Annotated in this window: 18 protein-coding genes; 8 read left to right on the top strand and 10 right to left on the bottom strand. The window is 72.0% G+C overall.

All coding sequences use genetic code 11. The features are described 5' to 3' along the window. Positions 1-64 precede the first annotated feature (64 nt). A complete protein-coding gene (locus ACWEV3_RS03425) occupies positions 65-361 on the top strand; it encodes a YciI family protein (protein ID WP_358574200.1) in 297 nt (98 codons plus the stop codon). Between the two features lie 3 nt (positions 362-364). On the opposite strand, the gene ACWEV3_RS03430 is transcribed toward ACWEV3_RS03425, so the two are convergent. The 3 genes from ACWEV3_RS03430 to ACWEV3_RS03440 all read right to left on the bottom strand — a co-directional run bounded on the left by ACWEV3_RS03430 (position 365) and on the right by ACWEV3_RS03440 (position 2,576). Further along, positions 365-1,069: a class I SAM-dependent methyltransferase gene (locus ACWEV3_RS03430; protein ID WP_452612346.1), complete on the bottom strand. Its 705-nt coding sequence runs from the start codon at positions 1,067-1,069 to the stop codon at positions 365-367. Positions 1,070-1,146: 77 nt separating this feature from the next. After that, positions 1,147-2,085: a pseudouridine synthase gene (locus ACWEV3_RS03435; protein WP_452612347.1), complete on the bottom strand. Its 939-nt coding sequence runs from the start codon at positions 2,083-2,085 to the stop codon at positions 1,147-1,149. A 23-nt stretch (positions 2,086-2,108) separates the two neighbouring features. After that, complete coding sequence (locus tag ACWEV3_RS03440) at positions 2,109-2,576, bottom strand: GNAT family N-acetyltransferase (protein ID WP_452612650.1); 468 nt, start codon at positions 2,574-2,576, stop codon at positions 2,109-2,111. Between the two features lie 156 nt (positions 2,577-2,732). On the opposite strand from ACWEV3_RS03440, the gene ACWEV3_RS03445 reads away from it, so the two are divergent. Further along, on the top strand, positions 2,733-3,911 hold the full coding sequence (locus tag ACWEV3_RS03445; protein ID WP_452612348.1) for an MFS transporter: 1,179 nt from the start codon (positions 2,733-2,735) through the stop codon (positions 3,909-3,911). A 119-nt stretch (positions 3,912-4,030) separates the two neighbouring features. On the opposite strand, the gene ACWEV3_RS03450 is transcribed toward ACWEV3_RS03445, so the two are convergent. After that, the gene (locus ACWEV3_RS03450) at positions 4,031-5,185 is read right to left on the bottom strand and encodes an L-talarate/galactarate dehydratase (protein ID WP_452612349.1); all 1,155 of its coding nucleotides are present in this window, start codon (positions 5,183-5,185) and stop codon (positions 4,031-4,033) included. Positions 5,186-5,484: 299 nt separating this feature from the next. On the opposite strand from ACWEV3_RS03450, the gene ACWEV3_RS03455 reads away from it, so the two are divergent. Genes ACWEV3_RS03455 through ACWEV3_RS03465 form a run of 3 tightly spaced genes read left to right on the top strand, consistent with a single transcriptional unit; the run spans position 5,485 to position 8,464 of the window. Next, positions 5,485-6,483, top strand: coding sequence for a tripartite tricarboxylate transporter substrate binding protein (locus ACWEV3_RS03455; protein ID WP_452612651.1), 999 nt, complete (start codon positions 5,485-5,487; stop codon positions 6,481-6,483). Then, positions 6,480-6,944 (top strand): tripartite tricarboxylate transporter TctB family protein, encoded by a 465-nt coding sequence (locus ACWEV3_RS03460; protein ID WP_452612350.1) that lies wholly within the window; start codon positions 6,480-6,482, stop codon positions 6,942-6,944. Before ACWEV3_RS03455 ends, ACWEV3_RS03460 begins: the two co-directional genes overlap by 4 nt. An 8-nt stretch (positions 6,945-6,952) precedes the next feature. Continuing rightward, positions 6,953-8,464: a tripartite tricarboxylate transporter permease gene (locus ACWEV3_RS03465; protein WP_452612351.1), complete on the top strand. Its 1,512-nt coding sequence runs from the start codon at positions 6,953-6,955 to the stop codon at positions 8,462-8,464. 11 nt (positions 8,465-8,475) lie between these two features. On the opposite strand, the gene ACWEV3_RS03470 is transcribed toward ACWEV3_RS03465, so the two are convergent. Then, positions 8,476-9,351: a LysR substrate-binding domain-containing protein gene (locus ACWEV3_RS03470; protein ID WP_452612352.1), complete on the bottom strand. Its 876-nt coding sequence runs from the start codon at positions 9,349-9,351 to the stop codon at positions 8,476-8,478. Between the two features lie 192 nt (positions 9,352-9,543). Between ACWEV3_RS03470 and kdgD the strand changes: the two genes are divergently transcribed. Further along, positions 9,544-10,470 carry a 5-dehydro-4-deoxyglucarate dehydratase gene (kdgD, locus tag ACWEV3_RS03475; protein ID WP_452612353.1) on the top strand — a complete coding sequence of 309 codons (927 nt, stop codon included), beginning with the start codon at positions 9,544-9,546 and terminating at the stop codon, positions 10,468-10,470. 36 nt (positions 10,471-10,506) lie between these two features. After that, entirely contained in the window at positions 10,507-11,850 is a 1,344-nt protein-coding gene (locus tag ACWEV3_RS03480; protein WP_452612354.1) for an enolase C-terminal domain-like protein, read from the top strand. A gap of 223 nt (positions 11,851-12,073) precedes the next feature. On the opposite strand, the gene ACWEV3_RS03485 is transcribed toward ACWEV3_RS03480, so the two are convergent. Continuing rightward, complete coding sequence (locus tag ACWEV3_RS03485; protein ID WP_452612355.1) at positions 12,074-12,241, bottom strand: hypothetical protein; 168 nt, start codon at positions 12,239-12,241, stop codon at positions 12,074-12,076. Between the two features lie 147 nt (positions 12,242-12,388). Here ACWEV3_RS03485 and ACWEV3_RS03490 point away from each other — a divergent pair, with 147 nt between their 5' ends. Then, positions 12,389-12,559 (top strand): hypothetical protein, encoded by a 171-nt coding sequence (locus ACWEV3_RS03490; RefSeq protein ID WP_165968058.1) that lies wholly within the window; start codon positions 12,389-12,391, stop codon positions 12,557-12,559. 21 nt (positions 12,560-12,580) lie between these two features. On the opposite strand, the gene ACWEV3_RS03495 is transcribed toward ACWEV3_RS03490, so the two are convergent. The 4 genes from ACWEV3_RS03495 to ACWEV3_RS03510 all read right to left on the bottom strand — a co-directional run bounded on the left by ACWEV3_RS03495 (position 12,581) and on the right by ACWEV3_RS03510 (position 16,867). Further along, a complete protein-coding gene (locus ACWEV3_RS03495) occupies positions 12,581-13,003 on the bottom strand; it encodes a MarR family winged helix-turn-helix transcriptional regulator (RefSeq protein ID WP_358574175.1) in 423 nt (140 codons plus the stop codon). 86 nt (positions 13,004-13,089) lie between these two features. After that, positions 13,090-14,553, bottom strand: a complete 1,464-nt coding sequence (locus ACWEV3_RS03500; RefSeq protein ID WP_452612356.1) for an MFS transporter — start codon at positions 14,551-14,553, stop codon at positions 13,090-13,092. A 39-nt stretch (positions 14,554-14,592) separates the two neighbouring features. Next, a complete protein-coding gene (locus tag ACWEV3_RS03505; protein WP_452612357.1) occupies positions 14,593-15,855 on the bottom strand; it encodes a cytochrome P450 in 1,263 nt (420 codons plus the stop codon). Between the two features lie 85 nt (positions 15,856-15,940). Beyond that, positions 15,941-16,867 carry a U32 family peptidase gene (locus tag ACWEV3_RS03510; protein ID WP_452612358.1) on the bottom strand — a complete coding sequence of 309 codons (927 nt, stop codon included), beginning with the start codon at positions 16,865-16,867 and terminating at the stop codon, positions 15,941-15,943. Between the last annotated feature and the right edge of the window lie 94 nt (positions 16,868-16,961).

Genomic DNA, 16,961 nt, shown 5'->3' on the forward strand with positions numbered 1-16,961 from the left:
TCGCCGGCCGGTGCGCCTGCTGTGCTGTCGGGCGCACCGGCCGCTGTCCGACCAGGAGGGTGAAATGCCTTATTTCATCGAAACATTCGACAAACCGGACCACCAGCAGGTGCGGCTGGACAACCGCCCCGCGCACCTGGCGTTCCTGGAGGAGCACAAGGAGCTGCTGCTGGCCTGCGGCGCGAAGCTGGCCGACGACGGCGATGCGGCCACCGGCGGCGTCTACCTGCTCGACGTCGAAACCCGGGCGGCGGCCGAGGAGTTCATCGCCGCGGACCCCTTCGCGAAGGCCGGCCTGTTCGCCGACACCAAGATCCTCCGCTGGCGCAAGGCCTACCTCGACGGCAAGGGCTACCTGTAGTCCTCACGAGCCGGGCCTGGCGCGGATGGCGAGGAACCCGCTCGGTTCGCGGTGCAGGCGGTCGAACGCCGCGGCGTTGATGGCGGCGCCTGCCGGGGCCGGGCGAGGTTCGAGCAGGCGCTCGATGACGAATCCCGCCTGGAACAGCTCCTCGCAGGTCATCTCCAGCGGAGTCATCCAGAACCGCACCCGCCAGCCCCGGCTCCAGGTCTCCTCGACGACGCGCGGCTCGAAGTAGTTGCCCCCGTGGCGGAGCCAGTCGCCGGTGGGGTGCATGCGCGACATCACCAGCGCCCCGCCGGGCCGCAGCACGCGGCGGAACTCGCGCAGCGCGGCGACCCGGTCGTCGAGGTATTCCACGGCCAGCGCGAAGAGCACCAGGTCGACCGATGAGTCCGGCAGCCAGTCCAGCGGCTCGGCCAGGTCGTGCACCCGGAACTCGCCCGCCGGAACCCGGGCGCCGGCGAGCCCGGCCATCCGTTCGCTGATGTCGCAGCCGATCACCTGCGCGCCGCGGGCGGCCAGTTCCCCGGCGTACAGGCCCGGGCCGCAGGCGGCATCGAGCACGCGCCTCCCGGCCACCTCACCGAGCAGCGACAGGCAGGCCGGCCGGTCGTAGTGCGCGTTGTAGAAGCCGTTCTCGGCGTGCTCGGCGAATTCATCGGCGAACACCTCGTACTGCGGATCGCGTCCCACTTCCTCGCTCATTCCGCCGATCTTGGCAGCGCGTCCGGCGGCGGCGATCACCCACTCGGCCCGTTCCGCCGCTGGAAGCCGGCCGAGGACTAGCCGGCCGGAGCCGGATGACCGTCCACATCGGACCATGCCGCCAGGCTCCGGCGGGTCTCGAAGCGGCGTCGCCGGCCGCTGATCGGGTCGGTGAACTCCAGCGCCCGGGCGAGGAGCTGGAGGGGCGCGGTGAAGTCGTCGGCGGCGCGGTCGCGGACGACGGGGTAGAGGTCGTCGCCGAGGATCGGGATGCCCAGGCCGTTGAGGTGCACCCGCAGCTGGTGGGTCCGGCCGGTGCGCGGCAGCAGCCGGTACCGGCCGAGGCCGTCGCGGTGCTCGATCAGCTCGATGCGCGTTTCGCTGTTCGGCTCGCCGGGTTCCTCCCAGGCGGCGAGCACGCCGCGGTGCTTGACGATCCGGCTGCGCACCGTGCGCGGCATCGCCAGCCCGGGGTCGAAGCGGGCGACGGCCTCGTACTCCTTGTGCACCAGGCGGTCGTGGAACAGGGTCTGGTAGGCGCCGCGCAGCTCGGGCTTGAGCACGAACATGACCAGCCCCGCGGTCAGGCGGTCCAGCCGGTGCGCCGGGCTGAGCTGCGGCAGGTCCAGGTCGCGCCGCAGCCGCACCAGCGCCGTCTCCACGACGTGCCCGCCGCGCGGCGTGGTGGCCAGGAAGTGCGGCTTGTCCACGACCAGCAGGCCGTCGTCGCGGTGCACGACGTCCAGGGCGAACGGCACCGGCGTCTCGTCGGGCAGGTCGCGGTGGAACCAGACGAACCCGCCCGGCGCGTACGGCGCGTCGGGCGCGAGCGGGCCGTCGACGCCGACGATCCGGCCTTCGCGGAGCATGGCGTCGATGCGTTCCGGGGCGAGCTTCGGTATCCGGTCGACGAGGTGGTCCCGGACGGTGGCCCAGTGGCCGTCGGCGGGCAGTCGCAACCGGACGGGGTCCAGGCCGTGCCGCTGGGGCAGCGGCGATCTGAGCTTGCGTCGCATCGCCCCGCCAGCGTAACCGGCGGTCACAGCCGGAGCTTGTAGCCCACGTGCGAGGCCTCGAACCCGAGCCGGTCGTAGAAGCGGTGCGCGTCGGAGCGCTGCCTGTCCGTGGTCAGCTGGACCAGGGCGCAGCCACGTCGGCGGGACTCGGCGATGGCCCAGTCGAACATCACGCGCCCGAGGCCGCGGCTGCGGTGCCGCTCGTGGACGCGGACCGCTTCGATCTGCGCGCGCAGCGCGCCCCGCCGGGCCAGCCCGGGGATGAACGTCAGCTGCATGGTCGCCACGACCTCGCCGCCCGGCGTCGCGGCCACCAGCAGCAGCTGCGCGGGATCGGCCTCGATCGCCTCGAAAGCCCGCTGGTAGGGGGCCAGGTCGGCGGCGGACTCCCGGGTCGAGCCGAGCTGGTCGGCGGCCAGCAATCCGACGATCGGCCCGAGATCGTCGCCGGTCGCCCGGCGCAGCAGGTACGTCCCGGACCCGGTGGACAGCTCGACCGGCACGCTCAACTGATCCTCCACTGTGGACTCGGCATCGGGATTCACCCCACCGGACCCTAACTCGGCGGTGCGGGGAGCGCGAAAAACCGGCGGCGCGCGCAGGCGGGTCTTGGCATGATCGTCGGGGACTCCGGAGGAAGGACGGGTATGCCCGAGGTCGCGACGGATCGGCGGCCGGTGGCGGCGCGGTTGGCGGTGGCCACGCTGTTCCTGGTCAACGGGGCGAGCTTCGCCAGCGTCGTGCCGCGCTACCCGGAGCTCAAGGACGCCCTGGCCCTGTCCAACGCCGCGCTGGGCACCGCGATCGCGGCGCTGCCGCTGGGTTCGCTGGTCGCCGGCCTGCTGGCCGGGCCGATCCTGGCCCGCTGGCGGTCGGCGGTCGTCGCGGTCGGCTGCTCGGTGCTGCTGGCGGCGGATCTCGTGCTGATCGGGTTCGTGGGGCTTTGGTGGCAGCTGGCGGCGGCGTTCTTCCTCGCGGGTGCGATGGACGCGATCGTGGACGTGGCGATGAACGCGCACGGGCTGCGGGTGCAGCGGCGCTACGGGCGGTCGATCGTCAACTCCTTCCACGGGATGTGGAGCGTCGGCGCGATCATCGGCGGCGCGGCGGGCTCGCTGGCCGCCGGGGCGGCCCTGCCGCTGCCCGTGCACCTGACGGCGGCCGCCGTCGTCCTGGCCGCCGCTGCGGTCGTCTGCGCCCGGTTCCTGTTGCCCGGCCGGGATGATGCCGAGCGCACGGGCGGACACCGGGGGAGACCGCGCTTCAAGCTGCTGCTCGCGTTGCTGGCGCTGGGCGCGCTGTGCGCCGCGGCGGCGCTGGTCGAGGACACCGCGGCGTCCTGGGGCGCGGTGTACCTGCGCGATTCGCTGGATGCCGCGCCGGTTCTCGCGGGCATGGCGTTCGTCGCGTTGCAAGTGGCGCAGACGGTCGGCCGGCTCTCCGGCGATCGTCTGGTGGACCGGTTCGGCAACCGGGCGGTGGCGCGAATCGGCGGCATCGCGGTGCTCGTCGGTGTCGGCTCGGCGCTTTTGTGGCCGTCGGTCCCGAGCACGCTGGCCGGATTCGCGCTCGCCGGCTGGGGCGTCGCCACGATCATCCCGGCCGGGTTCCACGCGGCCGACGAGCTCCCCGGACTGCCGGGCGGAACCGGGATCGCGGTCGTCGGCTGGGTCTACCGGCTGGGCATCCTGGCCGGCCCGCCGGTCGTCGGGCTGCTCGCGGACGCGGTCAGCCTGCGCCTCGGCCTGGTGGTCGTCCCGTTCGCGGGGGTGCTGATCGTGCTGCTGGCGGCGCGCCTGCCGCGCCGGCGCCCTGGAGCGGGCTGACCGGTGGCATCCGCATTCCGATCCGCAGATGCCGGCCCGCTGAACGGGGCGACGTCACCGACCTGGCCGCGTCGGCGCTGTCGGTGATCCGGTTCGAACGCCTGTGACCGCTACGGCTTTCAGAGCAGGCCCCGGTCGCGGAATTCCTCGTGCGCGACCGTCCAGGCGCGGGCCTGGTCGCTGATCGTCACGCCGAGTCCGGGACGGCTGGAGATGTGCATCCGGCCGCCGGAGATCTCGAGGTGCTCGTCGAACAGCGGGTCCAGCCACTCGAAGTGCTCGACCCACGGCTCGCGGGCGTACGCCGCGGCGAGGTGGACGTGGATCTCCATCGCGAAGTGCGGCGCGAGCTGGAGGTTCCGGTCGTCGGCCAGCGCCATCACCTTGAGGAACTGGGTGATGCCGCCGACGCGCGGGGCGTCCGGTTGCACGATGTCGGCGCCGCCGGCGCGGATGAGCTCGCGGTGCTCGGCCGCGCTGGTCAGCATCTCGCCGGTGGCGATCGAGGTGTCGGAGTTCGCGGCCAGCACCGCGTGCCCCTCGAAGTCGTAGGCGTCCAGCGGTTCTTCGATCCACACCAGGTTCAGCGGCTCCAGGGCGCGGCACATGCGGCGCGCGGTGGGCCGGTCCCACTGCTGGTTGGCGTCGACCATCAGCGCGACGTCCGCGCCGATCTCCTCCCGCACCGCGGTCACGCGGGCGAGGTCGGTGGCGTTGTCGGGATGCCCGACCTTGATCTTGATGCCGCCGATGCCGTTGGCCACCGATTCCGCGGCGCGGTCGAGGACCTCCTCGATCGGCGCGTGCAGGAAGCCGCCGGAGGTGTTGTAGCAGCGCACCGAATCCCGGTGGGAGCCGAGGAGTTTCGCCAGCGGCAGTCCCGCGCGCTTGGCCTTGAGGTCCCACAGCGCCACGTCGAAGGCGGCGATCGCCTGGACCGACAGGCCGCTGCGGCCGACGGAGGCGCCCGCCCAGGCGAGCTTGTCCCAGATCTTGGCGATGTCGCTGGGGTCCTCGCCGAGCAGCACCGGGGCGATCTCGCGGGCGTGCGCGTACTGGCCGGGGCCACCGGCCCGCTTGGAGTAGCTGAACCCGACGCCCTCCAGCCCGCCCGCGGTGGTGATCTCGGCGAACAGCATCGCCACCTCGGTCATCGGCTGCTGCCGCCCGGTGAGCACCTTCGCGTCGCTGATGGGGGTGGGCAGCGGCAGCGTCACCGAGGAGATCTTGACTCCGGTGATCCGGTCCAGCGTGGCGGAGTCGGTCGTCGTCATGGGTTCACTCCGTTCAAGCGGTTTCGCGGATCACCCCGCGTTACCGGGACATTAGAGTCGCGCACCGATGCCGGTCCAACACCGATTCGACATCGATCAATACCCGGTCCGCATTGGACACTTGGCGGCCCGGCTCGCGCGGCGGCGACGCCCCGCGATGCGCGCAAGGTATCGGTCGATGCCGAAATAGCCATGGACACGCATTTTTCGCGCTCTTAGGCTGCCCAGCGTTCCTCACCGTGACGGCACTCACACCGAGCGCGCGGCCCAGCGGACCGAAGGAGAAGGCATTGACCCAGGTGACGTCGAAGGCGCCAGTCCGAGGGGCGGTGTCCGTGCTCGCCGCGGCTCTTTCCCTGTCGCTCGCCGCGTGCGGCGGGAACCTCTCCAGCAGTGGCGGCGGGAAGTTCCCGAGCGGGCCGGTCACCATGACGATCGGCCAGGCCCCGGGCGGCAGCACCGACCTGATCGGCCGCGCGCTGGCCCAGGGCGCGGCCGACGACCTCGGCGTCCCGATGCCCGTGGTCAACACGCCCGGCGCCAACGGCGCCCTGGCCGCCGGGGAACTCGCCGGGAAGCAGCCGGACGGTCAGCACATCATGGTCATCAACGCCTCGCTGACCGCGATCACGCCGCTGGCGGCCGCGCCGCAGGAAGCCGTCGCGATCGACGATTTCGAGGTGGTCACCGGGATTTCGCAGGACGACTACGTGCTGGTCGCCAACGCCGCCTCCGGCCTGAAGTCGGTGCGGGACCTCGTGGACGCGCACCGGAACCTCAAGTTCGGCACCACCGGCGTCGGCACCGGCAGCCAGCTCTCCCAGGAACTGCTGTTCAAGCAGGCGGGGATCGCCGGCACCGCGGTCCCGTTCGACGGCGGGTCGCCCGCGATGACCGCGGTGCTCGGCGACCAGGTGGACGTCGCCTCCGTCCAGCTCGGCGAGGCGATCGGCCAGATCCGGGCGGGCGAGCTGGTCCCGCTGGTCACCTTCGCCGCGCAGCGCAACCAGTACCTCCCGGACACCCCGACGGCCGTGGAAGAGGGTTACGACGTGCGGGTTTCGCAGTTCCGCGCGGTCGTGGCCCCGAAGGGCACGCCCCGGGAGGTCGTGGACCGGCTGCGCCAGGCTTTCCGGACGACGTTCGCCACCGAGCGGTACCGGAAGTTCAACGAGGACAACCTGCTCACCCCGCACGAGGTCGACGGCGCGCAGGTCGCGCAGGAGTGGACCGGCTCGCTGGAGAGCTACCGAGCCCTGATCCAGCGCTACGGCATCGACCTCGGCGGGCCGAAGTGAGCGATGCCCGGCGCGACGGCGAACCGGCCGGCGCGGCCGCGAACCTGGTGGTGGCGCTGGTGATCGCCGGCATCGGCGGCGCCGGGATGGCCGGTTCGTGGGCACTGGGCCTGGGCAGTGCGGCCGCGCCGTCCGCCGGAACCTGGCCGTTCCTGGTCAGCACCGCGATCGCGGTGCTCGGCGTGGTGCTCGCGCTGCTGGCGCGGCGCACGAACGACGCCGAAGGGCTGTCGTCGTCCGGCCTGCCGGTGCTCGGCGCGGTGGCCGGTATGGCCGGGTTCGCCGCCCTGGTCGGCGTGATCGGGTTCGAGATCCCGGGCGCGTTGCTGGTCTTCGCGTGGCTGCGCTTCCTCGGCCGCGAGTCGTGGCGGCTGTCCGCTCTCGGCGCCGTCGGCATCGTGGCGGTCTTCTACCTGATCTTCGTCGGCGCCCTGAACGTGCCGATTCCCCACCTGTTCTAGGAGCGGCGATGGATCTGACTCCGGTGCTCGACGGGTTCGGCGTCGTCCTCGAACCCACCAACCTGCTCTACTGCCTGATCGGCGTCGTGATCGGGATGCTGGTCGGGGTGCTGCCCGGTCTCGGCCCGGCCGCGACGATCGCGATCCTGCTGCCGCTGACCTTCGACGTCGAACCGGTGACGGCGATCATCATGCTGGCCGGCATCTTCTACGGCGCCCAGTACGGCGGCACCATCACGTCGGTGCTGCTGCGGTTGCCCGGCGAGGCGTCCTCCGTCGTCACGGTCTTCGACGGCCATGCCCTGGCCCGGCAGGGCAAGGCCGGCACCGCGCTCGGGATCGCGGCGATCGGGTCGTTCGTCGGCGGCACCGCCTCGATCGTGGTGCTGTCGGTGCTGGCGCCCCTGATCGCCGGGTTCGCGCTCGACTTCGGTCCGCCCGAGTACACCGCCCTCGCCCTGCTCGGCATCCTGCTGGTCGCCACCGTGAGCAGCGGCGGCCGGCTGAAGGCGGTCGTGGCCGCCTGCATCGGGCTGCTGCTGGCGGTGGTCGGCCGGGACGCGTTCACCGGCGCCGAGCGGTTCACCTTCGGCCTGCTGCCGCTGTCGGACGGGCTCGACTTCGTCCCCATCGCGATGGGCCTCTTCGGACTCGGCGAGATCCTCCACGGCCTGGAGGAACGGCGGCGGGGCGCGACGGCGGTCACCCGGGTGGCCAACGCGTGGCCGTCCCGCGCGGATCTCCGGCGCTCGACGGGGGCGATCGGCCGCGGCTCGGTGCTCGGGTTCGTGCTGGGAGTGCTCCCGGGTGGCGGCGCGACGCTCTCCTCGCTCGCGGCGTACGCGCTGGAGAAGCGCCGGTCGAAGACGCCGGAGCGGTTCGGCAGCGGCGCGGTCGAGGGCGTGGCCGCACCGGAGACGGCGAACAACGCGGCCGCGACGTCGTCGTTCATCCCGCTGCTGACGCTGGGCATCCCGGCGAACGCGACGATGGCGATGATCTTCGGCGCCCTGCTGATCCAGGGCGTGACTCCCGGGCCCCAGCTCGTTGCCGAGCGGCCGGAACTGTTCTGGGGCGTGGTGAACTCGATGTACGTCGGGAACATCCTGCTGCTGGTCATGAGCATCCCGCTGGTCGGGCTGTTCGTGCGGATCCTCCGCGTGCGCGCCACCGTCCTCGCCCCGATCACCGTGCTGATCACGCTGGTGGGCGCGTACACCGTCCGCAACAGCGTCTTCGACATCGGGCTGGTGATCGCCTTCGGCGCCCTCGGCTACCTGATGAAGAAGTTCGGCTTCGAGCCCGGGCCGCTGGTGCTGGCCTTCGTGCTCGGCGCGATGCTCGAAACCTCGCTGCGCCGGTCGCTGCTGCTCTTCGACGGAAACCCGGCCGGCTTCATCACGAGGCCGATCTCCGCCACCCTGTTCGCGCTGCTGCTCCTGGTCGTCCTGCTTCCGCTGCTGCAGAAGCTGATCCGGTCCTGGCGCCGACCACGACAACCGTCCGATGCAGACGCATGAGCAAGGCTCGGTCACAGCAGGTCGAGCAGCGCGTGCAGGGCTGGGTTGTCGTTCGTCCGGCGCCAAACCAGGTGCAGTTCAACGGGATTCGGTTCGGGGAGCCGGACCTCGCGGAACGTCACGCCTTCGAAGTGCAGCCGGGCCGCGGTGGCCGGCACCAGGGCGGTGCCGAGACCGACCTGGACCAGCGCCAGGGCCGTGTGGATCTGGCTGACGTGCTGCACGTAGGTCGGCTGCGCGTTGGCGTTGCCGAAGGTGGTGACGAGCAGTTCGTGGAAGTACCGGGCCTCGGTCGGGGAGTACATCACCATGTCGGTGCCGTGGAATTCGGCGAGCTCCAGGGGTTTCGCGCCCTCGGCGAGCGGATGCCCGGCGGGCAGGGCCGCCAGCAGCGGTTCCGCGCGGAACCGGCGCGACTCCAGCTCGGGCCGCGCGGCGGGCGGGCGGGCCAGCCCGAGATCCAGGGAACCGCCGGACAGGCGGTCGATCTGGTCGCGGGTGACCAGCTCGTGCAGCACGACGTCCACCTGCGGCAGGTGTTCGCGAACGGTCGCCAGCAAGCCGCCCAGCACCCCGTACGCCGAGGTCGCGGTGAATCCGATCCGGATGATGCCCGCCTGGCCCGAGGTCACCCGCCGCACCGACAACGCCGCGTTGTCGGCCTCGTGCAGCAGGCGCCGCGCGTCCTGCAGGAAGGCACGCCCGGCCGGCGTCAGGCGCACCGTGCGGCTGGTGCGGTCGAACAGCTGGACCTTGAGCTCCTTCTCCAGTTGCTGGATCTGCCGTGTCAGCGGCGGTTGGGTCATGCGCAGGCGCTGCGCGGCGCGGCCGAAGTGTTGTTCCTCGGCCACCGCGACGAAGCCGGTGAGCTGGTTCAGGGTGAACAATGATGCCGTCCCGGTATTGGTGAATGCATTGTTGGACTTGGACGTGCATTGATGGCTCACCTTACTGTCATCCGCAGCCGGTTCCCCCGGGGCGCGGCGCGCTCCGGCGGAGCCGGGGGAACCACCGCCGGTGCCCACCGCCGCCAGGGCCGGCGCAGTCAGATGAATCCGCCCGATGAAGGAGATCTGCCGATGTCCGCGTATTCGCCCACCGATGTGGCCCGGCAGCTGGCCGGCGGGCTGTTGTCCTTCCCCGTGACGCACTTCCGGCCCGACCACGGCTTCGACGAGGCCGCGTACCGGGAGAACATCGGCTGGCTGGGCGGGTTCGGGGCGGCCGGGCTCTTCGCGGCCGGCGGCACCGGTGAGTTCTTCTCGCTGACCCCCGCCGAAGTCGAGTCGGTGGTCACCGCGGCCGCGCAGGAGGCGCCCGAGGGCGTGCCGGTGATCGCCCCGGCCGGTTACGGCACCGCGATGGCCGTCGAGATGGCCCGCTCCGCCGAACGCGCGGGGGCCGACGGCCTGCTCCTGCTGCCGCCGTACCTGACCGAGGCGGACCAGGACGGGCTCGCCGCCCACGTCCGCGCGGTCTGCGCGGCCACCGGCCTCGGCGTGATCCTCTACAGCCGCGCCAACGCGGTCTTCGACGAGACGACCGTCGCCGCACTGGCCGAGGACTGCCCGAACCTGGTCGGGTTCAAGGACGGGGTCGGCAACATCGAGAAGATGACGCGCCTGTACTCGCGGCTGGGGGACCGGCTCACCTACATCGGCGGCCTGCCCACCGCGGAGACCTTCGCGCTGCCGTACCTGGAGCTGGGCGTCACCACGTACTCGTCGGCGATGTTCAACTTCGTGCCCGAGTTCGCGATGCGCTTCTACCGGGCGGTGCGCGACCACGACCGCGCCGCCGTGTACCGGTACCTCGACCACTTCGTGCTGCCGTACTGCGACATCCGCAACCGGCGCGCCGGGTACGCGGTGAGCATCGTGAAGGCGGGCATGAAGGTCATCGGCCGCCCGGCCGGGCCCGTGCGCCCGCCGCTGGTCGACCTCGGCGAGTCCGAGCTCGCGCTGCTGGCCGGTCTCGTCGAGCGCCTGCCCGGGGAGTCCCGATGACCGTCCACATCTGACTGACCGCGGAGGATGCCGATCATGACCGCTCAGCACGGCCCGCTGGTGACCGGAATGCAGGTCGTTCCCGTCGCGGGGCACGACAGCATGCTGCTCAACCTCAGCGGGGCGCACGCCCCGCACTTCACCCGGAACCTGGTGATCCTCACCGACTCCGAAGGCCGCACCGGGGTCGGCGAGGTGCCCGGCGGGGAACCCATCCGCATCACCTTGGAGGAGTCCCGGGACCTGGTGGTCGGGCAGCCGGTCGCGCGGTACCACGCCGTGCTGGCCGGCGTGCGCGACCGCTTCGGCGACCGGGATTCCGGCGGCCGCGGCACGCAGACCTTCGACCTGCGCGTCGCGGTGCACGCCGTGACCGCTCTGGAATCCGCGCTGCTCGACCTGCTCGGCAAGCATCTCGGCGTGCCGGTCGCGGAGCTGCTCGGCGACGGCAAGCAGCGCGACGAGGTGCCGGTGCTGGGCTACCTGTTCTTCGTCGGCGACCGCACCAGGACCGACCTGGCCTACCGAGCCCCGGCCGACGAGCCCGCCGACGCCGACGACTGGTCGCGGCTGCGCCACGAGGAGGCGCTGACGCCGGATTCCGTCGTGCGGCTGGCCGAAGCGGCGCAGGCCCGCTACGGGTTCCGCGACTTCAAGCTCAAGGGTGGCGTGCTGCCCGGGCCTGCCGAGATCGAGGTCGTCACGGCGCTGGCCGAACGGTTCCCGGAGGCCCGCATCACGCTCGACCCCAACGGCGGATGGCTGCTGTCCGAGGCGATCGACCTGTGCCGGGGACTGCATGACGTGCTCGCCTACGCCGAGGACCCGTGCGGCGCGGAGCGCGGGTACTCGGGACGGGAGGTGATGGCGGAGTTCCGGCGGGCCACCGGGCTGCCCACGGCGACGAACATGATCGCCACCGACTGGCGCGAGCTCGGCCACGCGATCCGCGCCGACGCCGTCGACATCCCCCTGGCCGACCCGCACTTCTGGACGATGAGCGGCTCGGTGCGCGTAGCGCAGCTCTGCGACGCGTGGGGTCTGACGTGGGGTTCGCACTCGAACAACCACTTCGACGTGTCGCTGGCGATGTTCACCCACGTCGCCGCGGCGGCGCCCGGCGAGATCACGGCCATCGACACGCACTGGATCTGGCAGGACGGCCAGCGGCTCACCCGGCACCCGCTGGTCATCGCCGACGGACGGCTACCGGTGCCGACGGCCCCGGGACTCGGCGTGGAGCTCGACATGAGCCGGGTGGCCGAGGCGAACGAGCTCTACCGGCGCGAGGGCCTCGGCGCCCGCGACGACGCGCTGGCGATGCAGTACCTCGTCCCGGGCTGGGCCTTCGACGGCAAGCGCCCAGCCCTCGACCGGTAAGCACCGGGGGTGTGTCCGTCTTTGGTTCTTGCCCTTGAAGCGGCGAAGCCGCTTGGCCCACCTACGCGGCTTGCACCGCCGCGGGTTCTCAGGGGTCTTCTCGCGAGGACAGCCCCGACGTGGTGAATTGGCATTCATGAGTCGGGGATCCCACAGCGAGAAGACTCCTGAGGTTCCGCCACCCGCACCGCCACGCAAGGCGAGCCTGGAATAGGAAAACCGGTCAGCCCAGGAGCTTGGCGAGGAACCAGCCGACTCGGCTCACCTTGCGGATTCGCGGGTTGCCGGCCACTCCGTGGATCTCCCACTGCTGGCCGCAGACGTCGCACCGCCACAGGCCGATCCGGCTGGTGTCGGGTTCGCAGGGGTGGCCTCGGCGCCCTCGTCTCATGCACCGATGAGATCACAACGGGTACCCGGGATGGTCCCGATCGGTTCCGGAAGATCGGGTGAAACCGTGACTTTCGGCCTTACCGAGCGTGCACGGAAACGCCGTAGCGTCATCGGCGGTGTTGCGCGTCGGGGAGAGGAGCACCAGGTGACGTTGCGGGAGATGGTCGAGCAGATGGAACAGCGCTGGGAGGAGCTGAACACCCTGCGCGCGAGCCCGGACATGTACGGCAGCGAGAGCCTGGACGGCCAGCTCTCCGAACTGGAGCTGTGGCTGCTGCGGATGCACCGCCTGACCGCGGCGAGCCCCGCCGCATGACGGGCACGCCGGGGGTGCGGATCAGTTGACCAGCCGGTCGCGGGGGGCGAGCTTGTCGAGCAGCCGGAGCAGCTCGGCGCGCTCGGCCGGGGTGAGCCGGTCGAGCAGTTCGATGTCCACCCGGTCGGCGATCGGTTCGACGACGCGCAGTTCGGCCTCGCCGATCGGGGTGAGGCGCAGGAGGCGGCGGCGCCGGTCGGCGTCGTCAACGGTGCGGTGCACCAGCCCGCGCTGCTCCATCCGGACCAGTAGGGAGGCGAGGGTCGCCTTGTCGATCGCGGCCCGCTGACCGAGCTGCGCCTGCTCTATTCCGGGGTTCGCCCGGATCGCGTTGAGCACCGCGTACTGCGGTTTCGTCAGGTGCGGCAGGCGGGACTGCCAGCTCGACGTGTGTTCCTGCATGGCGCGGCGCATGAGGTGGAAGACGGCGTTGTCCAGCTCCACGTGGGCGTCACTTCCGTCAGGGTTGGCGAACGGGGTGTGCGCATCCTAGTCCAAACGGCCCAACTCGCGATTCGATATCCGGAACTTCACCGGTCTGGATTACGGTCGAGGTCGCAGGTGCACGGATCCTGGCACGCGTGGTTCAGGCCCGGCAGCGGGTACGTCTCGACACGCCGGGCGCGGTCGATGGTCAGCCACGCCAGCACGCCGCCGGCCGCGCACATGACCGCGGAGATCAGCATCGCCTGCCCGAAGCCGGGGCCGAGCGGCTCGCCCGCGCCGGTGTGCGACAACCCGGCGATCACCGGGAGCACCGCGACCGCGAGGAGGCCCGCCAGCCGGGACACCGCGTTGTTCACGCCGGAGGCGACACCGGCGTTGTCCGGGCTGACGGAGGCGAGTACCGCCGAGGTCAGCGGCGCCACCGTGATGGACAGGCCGACGCCGAACACCAGGACGCCGGGCAGCACGCCGCTGAGGTAGGTGCTGCCGGGCACCGCCCAGGTCAGCAGCGCCAGGCCGACCCCGCAGACGACCGGGCCGATGCTCATCGGCAGGCGCGGTCCGGTGCGCTGCGCGAGCGCGCCGACGCGCCCGGACACCAGCAGCATGATGATCGTGATCGGCAGCGTCGCGATCCCCGCGGCGAGGGCGGTGTAGCCCATCGACTGCTGCAACTGCAGCGACAGCAGGAACAACGCGCCGCTCAAGGCCGCGTAAACGGTGAAGGTCGTCAGGTTCGCGCCGGTGAACTGCGCGGAGCGGAACAACGACAGCGGCAGCAGCGGGTCCGGGTGGCGCGACTCGATCAGCGGGAACGCGACCAGCGCGGCGACGCCCACCACGGCCGCCGCCGCGCTGGCGGCGTTCCACCCGTTCGTCGGGATCTCGATCAGGGCGTACACGGCACCGGCCAGCCCGACGGTCACGGTGATCGCGCCGAGGACGTCCAACGGCCCGGCGGCGGCCGGGCCGCGGGATTCCGGCACGTGCCGCAGAGCCAGCAGCGCGGCCGCCGCGATGGGGACGTTGATGAAGAACACCCACCGCCAGGACGCCGCGTCCACCAGCCACCCGCCCACGAACGGGCCGATCGCCGAGGCCACGCCGGTCAGCCCGGCCCAGCGGCCGACCGCCTCGCCGCGGTCGTCGTGGCGGATCGTGGAGTTGATCAGCGCCAGGCTGCCGGGCACCAGCAGGGCACCGCCGACGCCCTGCAGCAGGCGTGCGGCGATCAGGGCCGCGCCGTTCGGCGCCAGGCCGCAGCCCAGCGAAGCAAGTGTGAACAGCACCAGCCCGAGCGTGTAGACGCGGCGGCGGCCGTAGCGGTCACCGAGCGCGCCGCCGAGCAGCAGCAGCGCGCTGAGCGTGAGCAGGTAGGCGTCCAGCACCCACTGCAGGACGCTGAGGTCGCCGCCCACGTCCCGGCCGATCGCCGGCAGCGCGACGTTGACGACGGAGCCGTCCAGGAACGCCACCCCGGAGCCGAGGATCGTGGCGACGATGATCCAGCGGCCGGGCCGGGAGCGAAGGGCTGTGGCGGCGGTCACCGCCCGACCATAAGGGGCGTGCCCGGGACCCGCCGCCGATCACCTGGTCCCCGGCGTGAACGCCATCGGCAGGTGCTTGATCCCGTTGATGAAGTTCGACACCAGGCGCTCGACCGGCCCGGCCACCCGCAGGTCGCGCATCCGCCACAGCGCCTCGCGGTAGAACGCCCGCAGCTGCAGCCGGGCGAAGTGCGCGCCAAGGCAGACGTGCGGGCCGTTGCCGAAGGCGACGTGGTCGTTGGGCGCGCGCCGGATGTCGAAGCGGTGCGGGTCGGGGAACCGCCGCTCGTCGAAGTGCGCCGAGCAGTGGAAGACCACGACCTTGTCCCCGGCGGCGATGCGCCGGCCGCCGAGTTCGGTGTCGGCGGACGCGGTCCGGCGGAAGCTGAGCACCGGCGGGTGGTAGCGCAGCGTCTCCTCCACGGCGGAGTCCAGCAGCCCGGGATCCGCCAGCAGCAGCCGCAGCTGGTCGGGATTCTCGGCGAAGGCGAGCATCCCGCCCGGCAACGCGCTGCGCACGGTGTCGTTGCCCGCCACCGAAAGCAGGAAGAAGAACATCTCCAGCTCGGCGTCGGCCAGGCCGCGCCCACCCGGCTCGGCGGTGGCCAGCGCGGTCATCACGTCGTCGGCCGGGTTCCGGCGCTTGAACGCAGCGAGGTCCTGGGCGAAGGCGAACATGTCCGCCAGCATCGCCGGGGAACGCGGGTTGACCGGCTTGCCGTCCGCGCCGCGGACCACCTCGGAGTGCTCCGGGTCCTGGTAGCCGATCACGCGGTTGGTCCACTCCAGCAGCATCCGCCGGTCCGACTCCGGCACGCCGAGCAGATCGGCGAGATTGCGCAGCGGGTAGTCGTCGGTGACCTCGGCGGGCAGGTCGCACTCGCCGCGCTCGACGACGCCGTCGACCAGCAGGCGGGCCCGCTCCGCGACCTCGTGCCGGAACCGGTCGATCCGCCGGGGCGTGAACGCGCGGCTGACCAGGCGGCGCAGCCGCCCGTGCTCCGGCGGGTCGAGGTTGAGCATCATGCTGCGGATGAACGGCAGGTCCGCCGGGTCGGGATCGCGGATCTGGGTGGCGCCGAGCCAGGACGAGTACGTCGCGGCGGACTTCAGCACCGCGACGACGTCGGAATACCTGGTGACGGCCCAGAATCCGGGCCCGGCGGGCCAGTCGCCGATCTCGTGCTCCTCCTGGCGGCTCACCGGCGCGTGCCGCCGCAGCCAGGCGAAGTCGTCGTGCGGCACGCCGTCGGCGTACCTGCGCGGATCGAACACGTCCGGAACATGGGCGGGCGCTGCCATCGCGACTCCTTCACCGCAGCCGTTGCAGGCCTACTCTGGCCGCGGCGCGCGACCCCGTCAACGCCCGCCTCCAGTCCGAAGTGGACTATCCGGGTACCGGCACCGCCAAGCCGGGGGCGGGCAGCTGCGAGCCCGCGGCGTCCGGGGCGTAGCGGCGCAGCAGGTCCAGGCCGATCTGCGCGCGGCGCACCCGCTCCCGGCCGAGCGCCACCGCCGTCGGCGTCAGGTGGGTGCCGCTGGGGTAGATGTTCGGCGCGTTGCGCAGCCCGAACTTGACGTGCACCGGGGCCGCGACGCGCACGATCTCGGCGATCTCGAAGTGCCGGACGAAGCCGCCCATGTCGTCGGGCGCCTCGACGTAGACGTCCAGCGGCAGGTCGGTGGCGGCGCGGATGGCGGCCAGCTGCCCGATGCTGAGGTCGGTCGGCACGTTGTAGGTGTCGGCGCCCAGGTCCTCGGCGATGCGCACCGAGGCGGGGTTCGCCAGTCCCATCTGGACGCTGATCTTGAACTGCAGGTCCGGCGGCAGGTCGCCGGCCGCGCGCATCGCCGCGGCCACCTTGAGCACGCCGAGATCGGTGATCAGCACGCTGCGGATGCCCGCGTCGGCGGTGCGGCGGATGTCCTCCAGCACGTGCACCAGCTGCTCGGTGCCGCGCGCCTGGGCGGCGACCGGGCCGCCGGCCGGGGCGGTGGCCATCGGGCTGGTGTCCCACCCGGCGACCGGCCGGGCGAACAGGCTCAGCTCGACCGACCGCCCGGCGGCCGTGGCGGCCATCGCGCGCAGCTCGTCGTCGGTGAGCAGCATGCCGCCGCTGCCCTGGGAGATGCGGTGCACCGGCACCTGGCGGGCGTCCGCCTCGGCGAGCACCGCGTCGAGCACCTCGGGGCCTTCGGTGCTGGGGATCTCCACCCGGTACTGCGCGCCGTCCGGGAACCGCTTCGTGCTGGTGGCGGGGGAGTCGTCGGTGGGCAGTCCCTGGGACCGCAGGAATTCACGTGTCTGGCGCACCGGTAGCTCCGTCCGAAATGTCGAACAACGTTCGTCAAATCGTATGATCGGCCGGGCCGGGTGGTCAAGGGACCCGGCTCGCCGTGGTCGATAT

The sequence above is a fragment of the Saccharopolyspora sp. NPDC003752 genome (assembly GCF_053605825.1).

Coding starts and splice junctions, on each gene's coding strand:
- ACWEV3_RS03445 (WP_452612348.1), top strand. CDS start 2,733: ATGCCCGAGGTCGCGACGGATCGGCGGCCGGTGGCGGCGCGGTTGGCG.
- ACWEV3_RS03465 (WP_452612351.1), top strand. CDS start 6,953: ATGGATCTGACTCCGGTGCTCGACGGGTTCGGCGTCGTCCTCGAACCC.
- ACWEV3_RS03430 (WP_452612346.1), bottom strand. CDS start 1,069: ATGAGCGAGGAAGTGGGACGCGATCCGCAGTACGAGGTGTTCGCCGAT.
- ACWEV3_RS03480 (WP_452612354.1), top strand. CDS start 10,507: ATGACCGCTCAGCACGGCCCGCTGGTGACCGGAATGCAGGTCGTTCCC.
- kdgD (WP_452612353.1), top strand. CDS start 9,544: ATGTCCGCGTATTCGCCCACCGATGTGGCCCGGCAGCTGGCCGGCGGG.
- ACWEV3_RS03435 (WP_452612347.1), bottom strand. CDS start 2,085: ATGCGACGCAAGCTCAGATCGCCGCTGCCCCAGCGGCACGGCCTGGAC.
- ACWEV3_RS03485 (WP_452612355.1), bottom strand. CDS start 12,241: ATGAGACGAGGGCGCCGAGGCCACCCCTGCGAACCCGACACCAGCCGG.
- ACWEV3_RS03425 (WP_358574200.1), top strand. CDS start 65: ATGCCTTATTTCATCGAAACATTCGACAAACCGGACCACCAGCAGGTG.
- ACWEV3_RS03450 (WP_452612349.1), bottom strand. CDS start 5,185: ATGACGACGACCGACTCCGCCACGCTGGACCGGATCACCGGAGTCAAG.
- ACWEV3_RS03505 (WP_452612357.1), bottom strand. CDS start 15,855: ATGGCAGCGCCCGCCCATGTTCCGGACGTGTTCGATCCGCGCAGGTAC.